This window comes from Streptomyces sp. A1136 (assembly GCF_004795055.1).
In the GTDB taxonomy this organism is placed as follows: Bacteria; Actinomycetota; Actinomycetes; order Streptomycetales; family Streptomycetaceae; genus Streptomyces.
The window spans coordinates 155,842-172,250 of sequence record NZ_SSBJ01000001.1; the positions used below are offsets into that span (position 1 = coordinate 155,842).

The 16,409-nt window shown below is 71.5% G+C and carries 14 protein-coding genes and 1 tRNA gene; 9 read left to right on the forward strand and 6 right to left on the reverse strand.

The features are described from left to right. Nucleotides 1–8: 8 nt before the first annotated feature. The 4 genes from paaC to E6R62_RS00760 all read left to right on the forward strand — a co-directional run bounded on the left by paaC (nucleotide 9) and on the right by E6R62_RS00760 (nucleotide 3,731). Nucleotides 9–758: a 1,2-phenylacetyl-CoA epoxidase subunit PaaC gene (paaC, locus tag E6R62_RS00745; RefSeq protein WP_136210647.1), complete on the forward strand. Its 750-nt coding sequence runs from the start codon at nucleotides 9–11 to the stop codon at nucleotides 756–758. Further along, nucleotides 752–1,291: a 1,2-phenylacetyl-CoA epoxidase subunit PaaD gene (gene paaD / locus E6R62_RS00750; RefSeq protein ID WP_136210257.1), complete on the forward strand. Its 540-nt coding sequence runs from the start codon at nucleotides 752–754 to the stop codon at nucleotides 1,289–1,291. The genes paaC and paaD overlap by 7 nt, the downstream gene beginning before the upstream one ends. Continuing rightward, the gene (locus E6R62_RS00755) at nucleotides 1,292–2,440 is read left to right on the forward strand and encodes a 2Fe-2S iron-sulfur cluster-binding protein (RefSeq protein WP_136210259.1); all 1,149 of its coding nucleotides are present in this window, start codon (nucleotides 1,292–1,294) and stop codon (nucleotides 2,438–2,440) included. It begins immediately after the preceding gene. Nucleotides 2,441–2,588: 148 nt separating this feature from the next. Continuing rightward, entirely contained in the window at nucleotides 2,589–3,731 is a 1,143-nt protein-coding gene (locus tag E6R62_RS00760) for an acyl-CoA dehydrogenase family protein (protein ID WP_136210261.1), read from the forward strand. Between the two features lie 50 nt (nucleotides 3,732–3,781). Here the strand turns inward: E6R62_RS00760 and E6R62_RS00765 are convergent, their stop codons facing one another. From E6R62_RS00765 to E6R62_RS00790, 6 genes are all read right to left on the reverse strand, one after another. Next, nucleotides 3,782–4,126, reverse strand: a complete 345-nt coding sequence (locus tag E6R62_RS00765) for a rhodanese-like domain-containing protein (RefSeq protein ID WP_136210263.1) — start codon at nucleotides 4,124–4,126, stop codon at nucleotides 3,782–3,784. Between the two features lie 218 nt (nucleotides 4,127–4,344). Further along, the gene (locus E6R62_RS00770) at nucleotides 4,345–5,178 is read right to left on the reverse strand and encodes a J domain-containing protein (RefSeq protein WP_136210265.1); all 834 of its coding nucleotides are present in this window, start codon (nucleotides 5,176–5,178) and stop codon (nucleotides 4,345–4,347) included. A 126-nt stretch (nucleotides 5,179–5,304) separates the two neighbouring features. Beyond that, nucleotides 5,305–6,741, reverse strand: a complete 1,437-nt coding sequence (locus E6R62_RS00775) for a DUF2252 domain-containing protein (protein ID WP_240801411.1) — start codon at nucleotides 6,739–6,741, stop codon at nucleotides 5,305–5,307. Between the two features lie 67 nt (nucleotides 6,742–6,808). Next, nucleotides 6,809–7,456 (reverse strand): response regulator transcription factor, encoded by a 648-nt coding sequence (locus tag E6R62_RS00780; RefSeq protein WP_136210267.1) that lies wholly within the window; start codon nucleotides 7,454–7,456, stop codon nucleotides 6,809–6,811. Between the two features lie 20 nt (nucleotides 7,457–7,476). Next, complete coding sequence (locus E6R62_RS00785) at nucleotides 7,477–9,816, reverse strand: sensor histidine kinase (RefSeq protein WP_306432391.1); 2,340 nt, start codon at nucleotides 9,814–9,816, stop codon at nucleotides 7,477–7,479. Nucleotides 9,817–10,101: 285 nt separating this feature from the next. After that, nucleotides 10,102–10,184 (reverse strand) — tRNA-Leu (locus E6R62_RS00790). Nucleotides 10,185–10,476: 292 nt separating this feature from the next. Here E6R62_RS00790 and E6R62_RS00795 point away from each other — a divergent pair. The 5 genes from E6R62_RS00795 to E6R62_RS00815 all read left to right on the forward strand — a co-directional run bounded on the left by E6R62_RS00795 (nucleotide 10,477) and on the right by E6R62_RS00815 (nucleotide 16,345). Beyond that, nucleotides 10,477–11,313 carry a DUF3662 and FHA domain-containing protein gene (locus E6R62_RS00795; RefSeq protein ID WP_136210269.1) on the forward strand — a complete coding sequence of 279 codons (837 nt, stop codon included), beginning with the start codon at nucleotides 10,477–10,479 and terminating at the stop codon, nucleotides 11,311–11,313. Nucleotides 11,314–11,323: 10 nt separating this feature from the next. Continuing rightward, nucleotides 11,324–11,824, forward strand: a complete 501-nt coding sequence (locus E6R62_RS00800) for an FHA domain-containing protein (protein ID WP_136210270.1) — start codon at nucleotides 11,324–11,326, stop codon at nucleotides 11,822–11,824. Nucleotides 11,825–11,968: 144 nt separating this feature from the next. Beyond that, complete coding sequence (locus E6R62_RS00805; RefSeq protein WP_206308613.1) at nucleotides 11,969–13,432, forward strand: PP2C family serine/threonine-protein phosphatase; 1,464 nt, start codon at nucleotides 11,969–11,971, stop codon at nucleotides 13,430–13,432. Nucleotides 13,433–13,463: 31 nt separating this feature from the next. Then, nucleotides 13,464–14,888, forward strand: a complete 1,425-nt coding sequence (locus E6R62_RS00810; RefSeq protein WP_136210274.1) for an FtsW/RodA/SpoVE family cell cycle protein — start codon at nucleotides 13,464–13,466, stop codon at nucleotides 14,886–14,888. After that, entirely contained in the window at nucleotides 14,885–16,345 is a 1,461-nt protein-coding gene (locus tag E6R62_RS00815) for a penicillin-binding protein 2 (RefSeq protein ID WP_136210276.1), read from the forward strand. The genes E6R62_RS00810 and E6R62_RS00815 overlap by 4 nt, the downstream gene beginning before the upstream one ends. Nucleotides 16,346–16,409: the final 64 nt, after the last annotated feature.

The following is a 16,409-nucleotide window of genomic DNA, read 5'->3' on the forward strand; positions in this document are numbered from 1 at the left end:
CCCCGCCCGTGCCCACCCGCGCGACCGGCGGGGCGACCGGCGGCGAGGTCGTCCGATCGGCCGCCCTGGCCCTCGGGGACGACGCCCTGATCCTCTCCCACCGCCTCGGCGAATGGGCGGGCCACGCACCCGTCCTGGAGGAGGAGGTGGCCCTCGCCAACATCGCCCTCGACCTGCTGGGCCAGGCCCGTCTCCTGCTGTCCATGGCCGGCGACGAGGACGAACTGGCGTACCTCCGCGAGGAACGCTCCTTCCGCAACCTCCAACTGGTCGAGCAGCCCAACGGCGACTTCGCCCACACCATCGCCCGACAGCTCTACTTCTCGCTCTACCAACACGAGCTGTACACGGAACTGGCCGCCGGCGACGGGCCGTTCGCACCCCTGGCGGCCAAGGCCGTCAAGGAGACCGCCTACCACCACGACCACGCCGAACAATGGACGCTCCGGCTCGGCGACGGCACCCGGGAGAGCCACGCCCGGATGCGAGCCGCGCTGGACGCGCTGTGGAAGTACACCGGCGAGATGTTCCAGCCGGTGGACGGACTCGAAGGCGTCGAGTGGGCCGCCCTGGAAGAGCGCTGGCTGACCGCCCTCGGAGCGGTCCTGGCACGCGCCGGCCTCGACCTGCCCGAAGGGCCGCGTACGGGCGCCTGGGCCGCCGGAGCCGGTCGGCAGGGGCTGCACACCGAGCCGTTCGGCCGGATGCTGGCGGAGATGCAGCATCTGCACCGCAGCCATCCGGGGGCGTCATGGTGACCGAGACGGCGCCCGGCTCGGGAAAGGGACCGGCTGCGGGCGACGGGACGACCCGCCTGGAGGCGGAGCTCGCCGAGCTGGCCGGCTCCGTCCCCGACCCCGAGCTGCCCGTCCTCACCCTCACCGAGCTCGGCGTCATGCGCGGGGTGCGCATGCATGAGGACGGCCACGTCGAGGTCCTCCTCACGCCCACGTACACCGGCTGCCCGGCCATCGAGGCCATGTCCGCCGACATCGAGCGGGTCCTTACCGGGCACGGCATCCCCGAGGTGCGGGTGACCACCGTGCTGGCCCCGGCCTGGTCGACCGACGACATCAGCGCCGAGGGCCGGCGCAAGCTCGCCGAATTCGGGATCGCCCCGCCCCGCCCGCACGCCGCGGGCGGCCCCGTCCCGCTCACGCTGTCGGTCCGCTGCCCGCACTGCGGATCGACCGACACGGAACTGCTCAGCCGGTTCTCCTCCACCGCGTGCAAGGCACTGCGCCGCTGCGTCGCCTGCCGTGAACCGTTCGACCACTTCAAGGAGCTGTAAATGGCCGTGCCGCCGCCGTCGCCCACGTCCGGGTCGCCGCGTCCCGCGCGCCACGGCGCTTTCCACGCCCTCACGGTGGCGGCGGTCGACCGGCTCACCGACGACTCGGTGGCCCTGACCCTGCGGGTCCCGCAGGAACTGCGGGCCGAGTACCGGCACGCGCCGGGGCAGCACCTGACGCTGCGCCGCGCCGCTCCCGAGGGTGCCGAGGTCCGCCGTACCTACTCGATCTGCTCCCCGGCCCCGGGTGAGGCCGGTCCGTCCGTGCTGCGGGTCGGCGTGCGGCTGGTGGAGGGCGGCGAGTTCTCCACCTTCGCGCACAAGGAGATCGCCGCCGGGGACGTCCTGGACGTGATGGTCCCGGCCGGACGGTTCGTGCTGGACCCGGCCGCGGCGCCCGCCGCCGCGCACTACGCGGCCGTCGTCGGCGGCAGCGGGATCACCCCGGTGCTGTCGATCGCCGCCTCCCTGCTGGCGGCCCGCCCGGACGCCCGTTTCTGCCTGGTGCGCAGCGACCGTACGGCTGCCTCGACGATGTTCCTGGAGGAGGTGGCCGACCTCAAGGACCGATACCCCGACCGGTTCCAGCTCGTCACCGTTCTCTCCCGGGAGGAGCAGGAGGCCGGACTGCCCTCCGGACGGCTGGACGAGCAACGGCTGACCGCCCTGCTCCCGGCGCTGCTGCCCGTCGCGGAGGTGACGGGGTGGTTCCTCTGCGGTCCCTACGGGCTGGTGCAGGGCGCGGAGCGGGCGCTGCACGCCCTGGGCGTCGTCCGGACCCGGGTGCACGAGGAGATCTTCCACGTCGAGGACACCGCACCGCAGGACACCGCACCGCAGACCGGAGGCCGGGCTCCCTCGGCCGCCGCCTCGCGGGGCCGGGTCACCGCCCGTCTCGACGGCCGTTCGGGCACGTGGCCGGTCCAGGAGGGGGAGTCCCTGCTGGATGCCGTGCTGCGCAACCGCGCGGACGCCCCCTACGCCTGCAAGGGCGGGGTCTGCGGGACCTGCCGGGCGTTCCTGGTGTCCGGCGAGGTGCGGATGGACCGCAACTTCGCGCTGGAGGCGGAGGAGACGGAGGCCGGCTTCGTGCTGGCCTGTCAGTCCCACGCGGTGACGGAGGAAGTCGAGATCGACTTCGACCGCTGACCGGCCGGTCCTCCCGGTCCTCCCGGTCCACGGGTCGCGCTCTTCGGAGGCTGTGCTTTTCTCACACGGTGCTCTATCTTGACGCTCCGTCAGATTCCAGCGCGGCTCTGACCCGACACGGTCCGGTGGACACCCGGGAGGACTGGCAGTGGACTTCACCTTCACCGAGGAGCAACAGGCCGCCGTCGAAGCGGCCAGGGCCGTGTTCGCGGGTGTCTCGCCCGACGGCGTTCCGAGCCCGGCGCTCACCCCGGGAGCTGTGGCCGACGACTTCGACCGGCCGCTGTGGGCCCGGCTCGCCGCGTCCGACCTGCTGAGCCTGGTCCTCGCGGAGGAGCACGGTGGGGCCGGGCTCGACGCGATCGCACTCTGCCTCGTCCTGCGCGAGGCGGCGAAGGTGCTGGCCCGGGTACCGCTGCTGGAGCACTGTGCCACCGCCATGGCGGTCCAGGCCCACGGCGGTCGGGAACTGGCCGCCGACCTGCTTCCCGGAGCCGGCAGCGGGACCCTCGTGTTGACGGCCGCCGCGCACGGCCGCACCGGCCACGATCCGGCCGAGCTCGCCGTCACCGCCCGCCGGGACGGCTCGCATTGGATCCTGACCGGGGTGCAGACCGCGGTCCCCTGGGCGCAGAGCGCCGACTGGATCGCCGTACCCGCCCACACCGGGGAGGGAGCGGCGGTCCTCGCGCTGGTTCCCCGGGTCACAGAGGGCCTGACCCTCGCGGACCAGTATTCGACCAGTGGGGAGCGGCTCGCCCACCTCACCCTGGACGGGGTGGGGGTGCCCGGCACGCACGTCATCGAGGACCCCGAGGCATGGGACCGGCTCCACCGGTTGCTGGCGACGGGCACGTGCGCCCTCGCGCTCGGTCTCGGCGAGGCCGTGCTGGGCATGACCAGCCAGTACACCGGGAAACGCGAGCAGTTCGGCTTCCCCATCGCCACGTTCCAGGCCGTCGCCGTACAGGCCGCGGACCGATACATCGACCTGCGGGCCATGGAGGTCACCCTCTGGCAGGCGGCCTGGAGGTTGGAGAGCGCGGCGGCGGGCGCGGGGGGCCCGCTGCCGCCGGCCGGCGATGTCGCCGTGGCCAAGATCTGGGCGGCCGAGGGCGTACGCCGCGTCGTTCAGACCGCCCAGCACCTGCACGGCGGCTTCGGCGCCGACACCGACTACCCCCTGCACCGCTATCACGCCTGGGCCAAGCAACTGGAACTCCAGTTGGGACCGGCCGCCGCGCACGAGGAGGCACTCGGCGACCTGCTGGCCGCCCACTCCCTCGGCTGACCCGTGGGTCGGACGGGTACCGGTACCGGTCCGACCCACGGCACCGAGGCCTAGAGGACGAAGGGCGGGTTGCCGCTCTCGCTGACCATCGGGCGCCGGGCGCCGTCCCAGGCCTGCATGCCGCCGTCGATGTTCACGGCGTCGATGCCCTGACGGACGAGGTACTGGGTGACCTGCGCGGAACGCCCGCCCACCCGGCACATCACATGGACCCGGCCGCCGTCCTCGATGGCTTCGGTGAGCTCGCCGAAGCGGGCCACGAAGTCACTCATCGGGATGTGCAGCGCGCCCTCGACATGCCCGGCCGCCCATTCGTCGTCCTCGCGGACGTCCAGGACAAAGCCTTCGGAGGGCACCTCGGCGGCACCCACCGAGGGAAGCGGTCCGAAGTTCATACGTCGCCTTCTCTCGTCACAGATCTCTGGTCACAGACCTGAAAGCCAACCTATACCGGCCCGGGTCCCGGGAAATCCGAGGCACCCACCGGCCCTCATCCGCGCCCGCCCCGTCCACGCCGGGCGCCCCGAGCCGGGCGATCGACGCCGGACGCCCACGCCGGACGTCCAGCGCCGGACGTCCAGCGCCGGACGCCCCGGGCCTCAGGCCCCGCGCCTCACTGCTCGGCGGTCAGACCCGCCAGCTCCGCCTCACGCTGGGAGACGTCGGCCAGCAGCTGCTCGGCGATCTCGTCCAGCAGCCGGTCCGGGTCCTCCGGGGCCATCCGCAGCATCGACCCGATCGCCCCCTCCTCCAGCTCGCGCGCCAATGCCGCCAGGAGCTCCTTGCGCCGCGCGAGCCACTCCAGCCGCGCGTACAGCTCCTCGCTCTCGCTCGGCCGCGCCGCCTCCGGCGCGGGACCCGCCGCCCATTCCTCGGCCAGCTCACGGAGCACGGCTTCCTCGCCCCGTCCATACGCGGCGTTCACCCGCGCGATGAACGCGTCCCGCCGTACCCGCTCGGCCTCGTCCTGGGCGAGATCCGGATGCGCCTTGCGGACCAGCTCGCGGTAGAGCCGACGCACCTCTTCCGTCGGACGCACCCGCTCCGGCGGGCGCACCGTGCGGTCGGTGAGCATCGCGGAGGCGTCGTCGGAGATCCCGTCCGAGCCCATCCAGTCGTGGAACAGCTCGTCGACCCCGGGCATCGGCATCACCAGGGACCGCGCGTCGCGGGCCCGCCGCAGGTCCTCGGGATCACCACTACGCGCGGCCTTCGCCTCCGCGATCAGCGCGTCCAGCTCGTCGAGCCGCGAATACATCGGGCCCAGCTTCTGGTGGTGCAGTCGGGAGAAGTTCTCCACCTCCACCCGGAAGGTCTCCACCGCGATCTCGAACTCGATCAGCGCCTGCTCGGCGGCCCGCACCGCCCGGTCGAGCCGGGCCTCGGGCCGCTCGTCGCCGGAGTCGGCGGGCTCTGGGGGGACTGTCTGCTCCGTGTGCTCGCTCACCCGGCCAGCCTACGGCCCGTCCGCCCCGGTGGGAGTTTCGTGTTTCACGTGAAACATCCACCGGGGGTTTCACGTGAAACATCCAGCGGGGCCCGGCCCGTCCCCCCGCCCGGAGGGGCCGGCCGCTCAGACGCCGAACTCGGCCGCGACCCGGCCCGACCGGACCGCCGCCACCAAATAGGCATGGTCGGCCTCGCTCCGGTCCGCGTAGGCCACCGCGAAGGTCGCCATCGCCTCGTCCAACTCCTCGTTCTTGCCGCAGTACCCCGCGAGCACCCGCGGATCGGCACTGTGCGCGTGTGCCCGGGCCAGCAGGGCGCCCGTCATCCGTCCGTAGTCGTCGATCTGCTCGGGCGCGAGCGCCGCCGGGTCCACGCTTCCCTTGCGGTTGCGGAACTGGCGGACCTGGTACGGCCGCCCCTCCACGGTGGTCCAACCCAGCAGGATGTCCGAGACCACCTGCATCCGCTGCTGCCCGGCAACCACCCGGCGCCCCTCGTGCTCCTCCTCCGGCGCGTGGAAGCCCAACGCGGGCAGGTGCGGCAGCAGCACGGAGGGCCGCGCCTCCTTCACCTGGAGCACCAGCGGCTCCCCGCGGTGGTCCAGCAGCAGCACGACGTACGAGCGGGTGCCCACGCTGCCGGTGCCGACCACGCGGAACGCCACGTCGTGGATGGCATAACGAGCCAGCAGCGGCAGCCGGTCGCCCTGCAAGGTGTTCAGGTACGGGCCGAGCGAGGCCGCCACGGCGGTCGCTTCGTCGTCGCCGACCCGACGCAGGACCGGGAGCGCGTCCACGAAGCGCCGGAACCCGTCGGGACCGGCCTCCGTCGACTTGGCCGCGAACCGGGCCGAGGTGTTGTTGCGGGCCTTCTCCGAGACCCGTTCCAGCGTGCCCAGCAGGTCCCGGGCATCGGTGTGCGAGACCAGTTCCTCGTCCGCGATGGCGTTCCACGCGTCGAGCGCCGGCAGCTTCGCCAACAGCCGCATGGTCCGCCGGTAGGCACCCACCGCGTCCAAGGCGGCCGCCCGGCAGGTGTCCTCGTCGGCCCCGGCCACACGGCCGGCCAAGACCAGCGAGGTCGCCAGCCGCTTCACGTCCCACTCCCACGGACCGAACACCGTCTCGTCGAAGTCGTTCAGGTCGATGACGAGCCGGCCGCGCGCGTCCCCGTAGAGGCCGAAGTTGGCCGCGTGGGCGTCACCGCAGATCTGTGCGCCGACGCCGGTCACCGGACCGCCGGACAGGTCGTGGGCCATCAGGCCGGCCGCGCCCCGCAGGAACGCGAAGGGGTTCGCGGCCATCCGACCCACGCGGATCGGGGTGAGTTCCGCGACCCGCCCCACATTGGACTCCTCGACCGCGCGTACGGCGTCCGGCCGTCCGGCGGGGGCCTCGAACCGCGCGTGGGCCGAGCGCGGCACGCGTGCCCGCAGCGCCTTGCCCGTCTCCTTGGCCGAGCCCGCCACCACCCGCGGCGCGAACCCGGCGACGCGCGGTATCCGCCCGGCTCCCGTCGCCGGTTCCGCTTCCACTGCCCGCTCCGCCGGTACCGCCACCATGCGTGCCGCCCCCCACCCGTAACCGCCGTACTTACCGGCCAACATCAATGATTCGGGCTGACCGTATCTACAGCCCGGCGTCCCTGGCCAGCAGGGCGGCCTGGACCCGGTTCTCGCAGTCCAGCTTGGCCAGGATGCGGCTCACGTAGGTCTTCACCGTCGCCTCGCTCATGTGCAGCCGTCGGCCGGCGTCCGCGTTGGACAGTCCCTCGCCCAACAGGGCCAACACCCCGCGTTCGCGTTCACCCAGCTCCGCGATCCGGCGCCGGGCCTCCTCGGCCCGTCCGGCCGCCCGCCCCGAGACCAACTGGTCGACCACGTGCCGGGCCGCTCCGGGCGAGAGGTACGCGTCCCCGGCCGCGGCCGCCCGTACGGCGCCGATCAGCTCACCCGGTGCCGAGTCCTTGAGCAGGAACCCCGCACCGCCCCGGCTCAGGGCCCGCAGGACGTTCTCCTTCTCACCGAAGGTGGTGAGGATCAGCGCCCGCACGTCGGGAGCCGCGCGGCCCAGCTCGCCGAGGGCCGTCAGCCCGTCCGTCACGGGCATCTGGATGTCCAACAGCAGCACGTCCGGGACGTGCGCGCGGGCCAGCTCCACGGCCTCCCGGCCGTTCGCCGCCTCCGCGACGACCTCGATGTCCGGCGCCGAGGTGAGGATCATCCTGATCCCGGCCCGGATCAACGGCTCATCGTCGGCGATCACCACTCTGATCACTCTTGGCGGCACCCGCGCTCCTACTGTTCGACCTCGTACGCCTGCTTGTCGACGAGCTTGCCGTCCTTGAAGCAGAACCGGAAAGCGGTATCGGTGGTCAACTGCGAATCCTCCTCGGACAGCAGCACCAGGCAGTGGCTGCCCTCCGGACGCGCCGGTCCCTTCCCCTCCATGCCCGAGGTCATGAAGTTCTCCCCGTCCGGCAACCGGTCCCGGACCGCCCGCTCCGGCTCGCCCACCCGGACCGCGTCGAAGTCGGCACGGCTGATCATCGCGTCCATCGCCGAACTCACCACCAGCGCCACCCCGGCCCCGACGGCGATCACCAGCAAGACCACCGCCGCGAAGGCGATGCCACACCCGAGGGCGACACCCCCGGTACGACTGCGGCCGCGCACTTCCAGCTCGCGGTCCACCGCCGCCCAGTCCATCGGCGGCGCGTCCTTCGACGCGGCCGGCCGCGCCCGCTGGCCGAAGTCGTCGGCCGGCTCCTCGGCCCCCGCCGGCTCCGCCCCGTACGGCAGCACCCCGGCCACCCGGAAGCCCCCGCCGTCGGCCGCGCCCGCGTAGACCATCCCGCCGACCAGCCGGGCCCGCTCCCGCAGCCCCGTCAGCCCCTGTCCGCCCGACACCACCTCGGCGTCGCCCGGTGCGGCCGCCGGGCCGTTGGCGATCTCCACCACCAGCGAGTCGTCCTCGTACCGCAGCTCCACCGTGATCCGCGCGCCCGGCGCGTGCTTGTAGGCGTTCGTCAGCGCCTCCTGCACGATCCGGTAGGCCGCGTGGTCGCAGGCCGCCGCCAACGGCCGCGGCTGCCCCGAGGTGGTCAGCCGTACGTCGGTACCGGCGCCCCGGGCCGCCTCCACGATCCCGGCGATGCCCGCCACCCCGCGCGCCGCGGGCTGCGCCGCCTCCTCGACCGGGGCGGGCGCCTCGACCCCGTCCCGGAGGATGCCGACGACCTCGCGCAGCTCGTGCATCGCCGCGACCGACGCCTGTCGCAGCACCCCCACCGCCTCGCGCTGGTGGTCGGTGAGTTTCGGATCCACTTCGAGCGCGCCCGTGTGCACCGAGATCAAAGCCAGTTGGTGACCCAGGCTGTCGTGCATGTCCTGGGCGATGCGCTGGCGTTCCCGCAGCCGCGCCTGCCCGGCGACCATCGCCCTTTCCCGCAGGAGTTGGCCGTTGCGTTCCTGGAGGGCGCGCAGCAGGGTGCGGCGCTGGGACCAGTAGCGGCTGGCCAGGCCGGGCATCACCGTGGTCGCCAGGAACATCAGCGCCGAGAAGACGATCACCAGCAACGGCCGCATGTAGCTCTGTTGCACCACGCTGAGGCCGACCTCGGCGACGAAGGCAACCGCGAAGGCGCCCAGCGCCCGACCCACCCCGACGATCCGCCGCCCCGCCGACCAGCCCAGCAGGCTCGTCACCAACAGAGTCCCCGGCAGGAACGGGGACACGGCCGCCGCCACGACCAGGGTGGCCACCGGCAGGCGTCGTCGCAGCAGCACCAGCAGCGCCACGGCGGCCGCGCTGGTCAGCATCCGCCGCAGGGAGCCGTGGTCGAGTTCCTCGACCCCGAGGCCGAGCACGACGAGCACCCCCACGAGTGCCAGGTCCACCGCCAGGGCGCGCCGGGTCCACCGCTCGGGTCCCCTCAACCAGTCCCAGCCCGCCCGCGTTCTCGCCGTCACATCCACGCGCCCGACCCTAGACACCCGTGCCCTCCGGTGACTGTCCTCTTTCGTCGCGCACCGCACGACGAAAGTCGGGGGTGCCCGGACCGGCCCGCCGCCCGCCGCCTCCCGGATCAGACGCGCGGCCTCCGCCGGCCGGTCGGCGCTGAACCGGACCCGCCGGGCCAAGACGGGCGCACCCCGCCGCACGCGCACCTCCACCGGCGCCGCCAGGACGAGGAGGACGGTGGTGGCGCTGCCGACGGAGCACGCCACGGCCTCGGCGTCGTCGGGCGACCGCCGCAGTCCGTGTCCGACCGTGAGCCCGTGTTCCGCCCGCACGCTCATCACGTGCGACATCGGGAGGGTCAGCTCCCGAAAGGGCCCGGTCCGCAGCCGCAACACCCGCCCGTCCAGAAGGTGTGGAGTACGGGCCGTCATCGCGCACACGCCGGCGCAGAGCACGAGCGCGCACCCGACCCACAGCAGGTGGAACACCCGCAGGGTCGCCGGTACCACCGCGTCGACGACGGCTTCGACGACGAGGTCCGCCGCGGTGACCGCCCAGATCGCCAGGCGGGCGTCCGCGGAATGGGAGATCGCCCGACCCCCCTCGGGCACCGACACCGGCTCGCGCCGCAGCCAACCCGCCAGATCCCTCAGCAGGCTCGCCGCCCACTTCACGGCCGATCTTCCCGCTGTCCCCCCGCAGTCCGCGCTCATGCGTCCAGCCTGCCCGGGGCGCCGCCGGGGCCGGGGGTACGGATGTCACCGACTCACGTGGAAAACCCACGGCCCCTCCATGACGTACGTCACCGGCGCCCCGCGCCTGACGCGTCCTCAACGAAACGTCGCGCGCACACCCCCGCGGCCACAACACACGCGGGGACAAGCGAAACGGCCGCCATCGCTTTCGCGATGACGACCGTTTCGTCGTTCCCAAGAACACCGTTTCATCGGCGTCCTCAGTGGGCGAGGGGGGATTTGAACCCCCACGTCCCGAAGGACACTGGCACCTGAAGCCAGCGCGTCTGCCGTTCCGCCACTCGCCCGAGCAGCTCCCCAGTGGCTCTTCCCTTTCGGGCCGTTCCCCTGGCGACGTCGAAACATTAGCACGTCGGACGGGGTGGAATCACATCGCTTTCCCACCGCCCGCCACGACCGCCACGACGGTCCCCTCCCGCACTCCGCTCCCGGTGCGGGACACTGTCCATGAAGCGCCCCTACGATCCTTGTGAGGACCAACACTCCTGGGCAAGGGAGTGGAGGGGAACCACCCGAATCCGCCACGCGTGGATACGATCAGTAAGCAGTACAGGGCGACAACGACGGAGGAGGTGCCCCATGGGAGTTCTGAAGCGGTTCGAGCAGCGACTCGAAGGTCTGGTGAACGGCACCTTCGCCAAGGTCTTCAAGTCGGAAGTACAGCCGGTGGAAATCGCCGGTGCCCTCCAGCGCGAGTGCGACAACAACGCCACCATCTGGAACCGCGAGCGGACCGTCGTTCCCAACGACTTCATCGTGGAACTCAGCACGGGCGACTACGACCGTCTGAGCCCCTACTCCGGCCAACTCGGCGACGAGCTCGCGGGCCTCGTCCGCGACTACGCCAAGCAACAGCGCTACAGCTTCATGGGCCCCATCAAGGTGCACCTGGAGAAGGCCGACGACCTGGACACCGGTCTCTACCGCGTCCGCAGTCGGACCCTCGCCTCCAGCACCTCCCAGCCGGGTGCCGCCCAGGGACAGGGACCGGGACAGGCTCCCCAGAGCCCGCAGCAGGGCGGATACGGGTACCCCCCGGTCGCCGCCCCGCCCATGCCCAGCGCCCCGCCGCCCGGCGGCCCCGCCGCCCGCAGGGGCGGCCCCGGCGCCGGCCCGGGAGCGGGCGCGCCGGGCACCACGCGCCGCTGGATCGAGATCAACGGCACCCGCCACCAGATCTCGCGCCCCACGCTCGTACTCGGCCGAAGCACCGAGGCCGATGTGCGGATCGACGACCCCGGCGTATCGCGCCGGCACTGTGAGATCCGGACCGGAACGCCCCCGACGATCCAGGATCTCGGGTCCACCAACGGCATCGTGGTGGACGGGCAGCACACCACCCGCGCTACGCTCCGCGACGGCTCGCGGATCGTCGTGGGCAGTACCACCATCATTTACCGGCAAGCCGAAGGGTGAAGCGGGGGCAATGTCAGAGCTGACCCTGACGGTCATGCGGTTGGGTTTCCTGGCCGTTCTGTGGCTGTTCGTCATCGTGGCCGTTCAGGTCATCCGCAGCGACCTCTTCGGAACGAGAGTCACGCAACGCGGCTCCCGCCGCGGCGGCGGCGCAGGCGGTGCGCCGCAGCAGACGGGGCGCCCGACCGCGCCCCCGCAGCAGCGGCAGCGCCGAGGGGCGCCCACCAAACTCGTCGTGTCCGAGGGCACCCTCACGGGAACCACGGTCGCCCTCTCGGGGCAGACGATCACCCTGGGCCGCGCCCACGACTCCACGATCGTGCTGGACGACGACTACGCGTCCAGCCGTCATGCCAGGATCTACCCCGACACCGACGGCCAGTGGATCGTCGAGGATCTCGGGTCCACCAACGGCACCTATCTCGACCGGACCCGGCTGACCACCCCGACGCCCATCCCGCCGGGCGCCCCGATCCGCATCGGCAAGACCGTCATCGAGCTGCGGAAGTAGTACGAGAATGAGCGAGCGGAGCGAGCGAGCCGCGGCGGTCCGTCCCATCGGGGACACGGACCCGAGCGCGCTCCCGACCGGAGGGTGGGCAGTGTGGCTCGAGACCGGTTGTACCCGGAGGCAGCGTCGACAGGGCAGGTGCGCATGAGTCTGTCCCTGCGGTTCGCCGCCGGATCGCACAAGGGCATGATCCGCGAGGGCAACGAGGACTCCGGTTACGCCGGCCCCCGCCTGCTCGCGATCGCCGACGGCATGGGCGGTCAGGCCGCCGGCGAAGTCGCCAGCTCCGAGGTGATCTCCACCCTCGTGCAGCTCGACGACGACGTCCCGGGCTCCGACATCCTCACCGCCCTCAGCGTCGCCGTGCAGCGCGCCAACGACCAGCTGCGCGTCATGGTCGAGGAGGACCCCCAACTGGAGGGCATGGGCACCACCCTGACCGCCCTCCTGTGGACCGGCCAGCGCCTCGGCCTCGTCCACGTCGGCGACTCCCGCGCCTACCTGCTGCGCGACGGCGTCCTCACCCAGATCACCCAGGACCACACCTGGGTGCAGCGCCTCGTCGACGAGGGCCGCATCACGGAAGAGGAAGCCACCACCCACCCGCAGCGCTCGCTGCTCATGCGGGCACTCGGCAGCGGCGACATCGTCGAACCGGACCTCTCCATCCGCGAGGTCCGCCCTGGTGACCGCTACCTCATCTGTTCCGACGGGCTCTCCGGCGTCGTCTCCCACCAGACCCTGGAGGAGACCCTCGCCGACTACCACGGTCCGCACGAGACCGTGCAGTCGCTGATCCAACTCGCCCTGCGCGGCGGCGGTCCCGACAACATCACCTGCATCGTGGCCGATGTCCTCGACACCGACAGCGGCGACACCCTCGCCGCCCAGCTGAACGACACCCCGGTCGTCGTCGGCGCGGTCGCCGAGAACCAGCACCAGCTCTTCGACGGCAACGCCATGCAGACCCCGGCCGGCCGCGCCTCCGGGCTCGGCCGCCCCCCCGCCCCGCCCGCGGGGGCCTTCGGCCCTCCCGGCAGCGGTGACCACCCCGGTTACGGATACCCCGACCAGGGCCACGGCGGCGGGTACGGCGGCTTCGGCGACGCCGACAGCAGCGCGTACGACACCGAGTCCGGCTACGACGACGCGTACGACAAGCCCCGCAGGCGCCGCGGCAAAGGGCGCAAGTGGACCACCCGGACCCTGATCCTGCTCCTCGTCGCGGGCGTGATCGGCGGAGGCGTGTACGCCGGGCACCGCTGGACCCAGACCCAGTTCTACGTCGGGGTCAAGGACGAGCACGTCGCCCTGTACCGCGGCATCAGCCAGAACCTCGCCTGGATCCACCTCTCGCAGGTGGAGACGGACCACCCCGACATCGAACTGAAGTACCTGCCGTCCTTCAAGCGCAAGCAGGTCGAGGCCACGATCGGCGAAGGCAGCCTCGACGGTGCCCGCAAGAAGATCGACGAGCTCGGCGCCCAGGTGTCCGCCTGCAAGAAGGACGAAGCCCGCCGCGCCGCCGAGGCGCAGAACAGCCCGACACCCGGCCCCAGCCTGACTCCCGCGGAGCAGCAGCTGGCCGCCCAGTGCGAAAAGCCGTAGCCACACGCGGGCACAGGGGGCCTGCCACACCATGAGCGTTGTCACCAACACGACCACCATCGGCGCGATCGAGCTGCCGAGCCGGCGGAACACCGAGCTCCTGCTGCTCGGCTTCGCCGTGGTCATCCCGATCTTCGCCTACGCCAACGTGGGCCTGTCGATACACGGCAAGCTGCCCCCGGGCATGCTCACCTACGGGCTCGGTCTCGGCGTGCTCGCCGGTCTCGCGCACCTCGTCGTACGCCGCTACGCCAAGTACGCCGACCCGTTGCTCCTGCCGATCGCCACGCTGCTCAACGGGCTCGGGCTCGTGATCATCTACCGCCTCGACCAATCCGAGCGGCTGCAGAACCTCGCCAAGCGCCAGTTCGGCACCTTCACCGAGTCCGCCCCGCGGCAGATGATGTACACGGCGCTCGCCCTGGCCCTCTTCGCGGCCGTGCTGCTGGTCCTGAAGGACCACCGCGTGCTCCAGCGGTTCACCTACATCTCGATGGCCGCCTCGCTGATCCTGTTGATCCTGCCCGTCATCCCGGGCCTGGGCGCCGACGTCTTCGGCGCCAAGATCTGGATCAGCGTCGGCGGCTTCTCCATCCAGCCCGGCGAGTTCGCCAAGATCGTGATCGCGATCTTCTTCGCCGGCTACCTGATGGTTAAGCGCGACGCCCTGGCCCTGGCCAGCCGCCGCTTCATGGGCCTCTACCTGCCGCGCGGCCGTGACCTCGGCCCGATCCTGATGATCTGGGCGATGAGCCTGCTCGTCCTCGTCTTCGAGAACGACCTGGGCACCTCGCTGCTCTTCTTCGGCATGTTCGTGATCATGCTGTACGTGGCCACCGAGCGCACCAGCTGGATCGTGATCGGCCTGCTCATGTCGGTAGGCGGCGCCGTCGTCGTGGGCACCACGGCCAGCCACGTCAAGGTCCGCGTCACCGCGTGGCTCGACCCGTTCGCCTGCTACAGCAAGTCCGGTGCCTGCGAGCAGGTCGGCCAGTCGATCATGAGCTTCGGTTCCGGCGGCGTGCTCGGCACCGGCTGGGGACAGGGCAACTCGGACCTGATCGGCTTCGCCGCCAACTCCGACTTCATCTTCTCCACCGTCGGCGAGGAGCTCGGCCTCTCCGGCGTCATGGCCTTCCTCCTGCTCTACGGTCTGATCATCGAGCGCGGTGTCCGTACCGCCCTCGCCGCCCGCGACCCGTTCGGCAAGCTCTTCGCCATCGGCCTGTCCGGCGCGTTCTCCCTGCAGATCTTCGTCGTCGCCGGCGGAGTCATGGGCCTCATCCCGCTCACCGGCATGACCATGCCCTTCCTCGCGTCCGGCGGTTCCTCCGTCCTCGCGAACTGGGTGCTCATCGCCATCCTGATCCGGATCAGCGACACCGCACGCCGGCCGGCCCCGGCTCCCGCCCCGTCCCCCGACTCCGAGATGACCCAGGTGGTCCGCCCGTCATGAACAAGCCCCTGCGCCGCATCTCGCTGTTCTGCGGGCTGCTCGTCCTCGCGCTGCTGATCCGTACGAACTGGCTGCAGTACGTGCAGGCCGAGGAACTCAGCACCCGCAAGGAAAACCGCCGGGTCCAGATCGCCCAGTACGCCACCGAGCGCGGCAACATCATCGTCGAGGGCCAGCCCATCACCGGCTCCAAGATCACCGACGGCAGCGACTTCAAGTTCAAGCGGACCTACCTCGACGGCCCCCTGTGGGCGCCCGTGACCGGCTACGCCTCGCAGGCCTTCGGCTCGACGCAGTTGGAGAACATCGACGACGGCATCCTCACCGGCAACGACGACCGGCTCTTCTTCGACCGCACCATCGGCATGTTCACCGGCGAGAAGAAGCAGGGCGGCAACGTCGTCACCACCCTGAACGCCGCCGCCCAGAAGGCCGCCTACCAGCAGCTCGGCACCAAGAAGGGCGCCGTGGCGGCGATCGACCCGAGCACCGGCGCCATCCTCGCCCTGGTCAGCACGCCGTCCTACGACCCGTCCAGCTTCGCCGGCTTCTCCAAGGACGACGGCAAGGCCTGGCGCGACCTCAACAACAGCGAGGACAAGAACCTCGTCAACCGCGCCCTGCGCGAGACCTACCCGCCGGGCTCCACCTTCAAGGTCGTCACGGCCTCCGCCGCGCTGGAGAACGGCGTCGTCACGGACATCGACGCCCCCACGGACACCCCCGAGCCGTACATCCTGCCGGGCACGAAGACCCCGATGGTCAACCACGCCAGCGGCTGCGAGAAGTCGAGCCTGAACAACGCGCTGCGGGTCTCCTGCAACTCGGTCTTCGCGAACATGGGCGACAAGGTCGGCCGCGACAAGATGGTCGACATGGCCCAGAAGTTCGGGTTCAACAACACCATCGACACCCCGGTCCGCGCCTTCGCCAGCGTCTACGACAAGACCATGGGCCGGGACGGCAACGCGCAGAGCTCCATCGGCCAGTTCAACACGGCGGCGACCCCGCTGCAGATGGCCATGGTCACCGCGGCCATCGCCAACGACGGCAAGCTGATGAAGCCCTACATGGTCGACCAGCTGACCGCGCCCAACCTGGACGTGATCGAGAAGCACGAGCCGCAGGAGATGAGCCGGCCCGTCTCCGCCGCGACCGCGCAGAAGGTCCAGCAGATGATGGTCAACGTCGTCGAGAACGGCACCGGCACCCCGGCCAAGATCAAGGGCGTGACCGTCGGCGGCAAGACGGGTACCGCCCAGCACGGCGAGAAGAACGCCAAGCGCCCCTACGCCTGGTTCATCTCCTACGCCAAGCTTCCCAACGGTTCCTCCCCCGTCGCGGTCGCCGTCGTCGTCGAAGACAGCGACGCCAGCCGCGAGGACATCACCGGTGGCGGTCTGGCCGCGCCCGTGGCCAAGGCGGTCATGGAAGCCGTGCTGAAGACCAAGGGATGAAAAACGAGGACAGTTTCCGAGCGCTCGGTACCGGTCTCGTATCAGCCTGTGGTCACGAGACGAT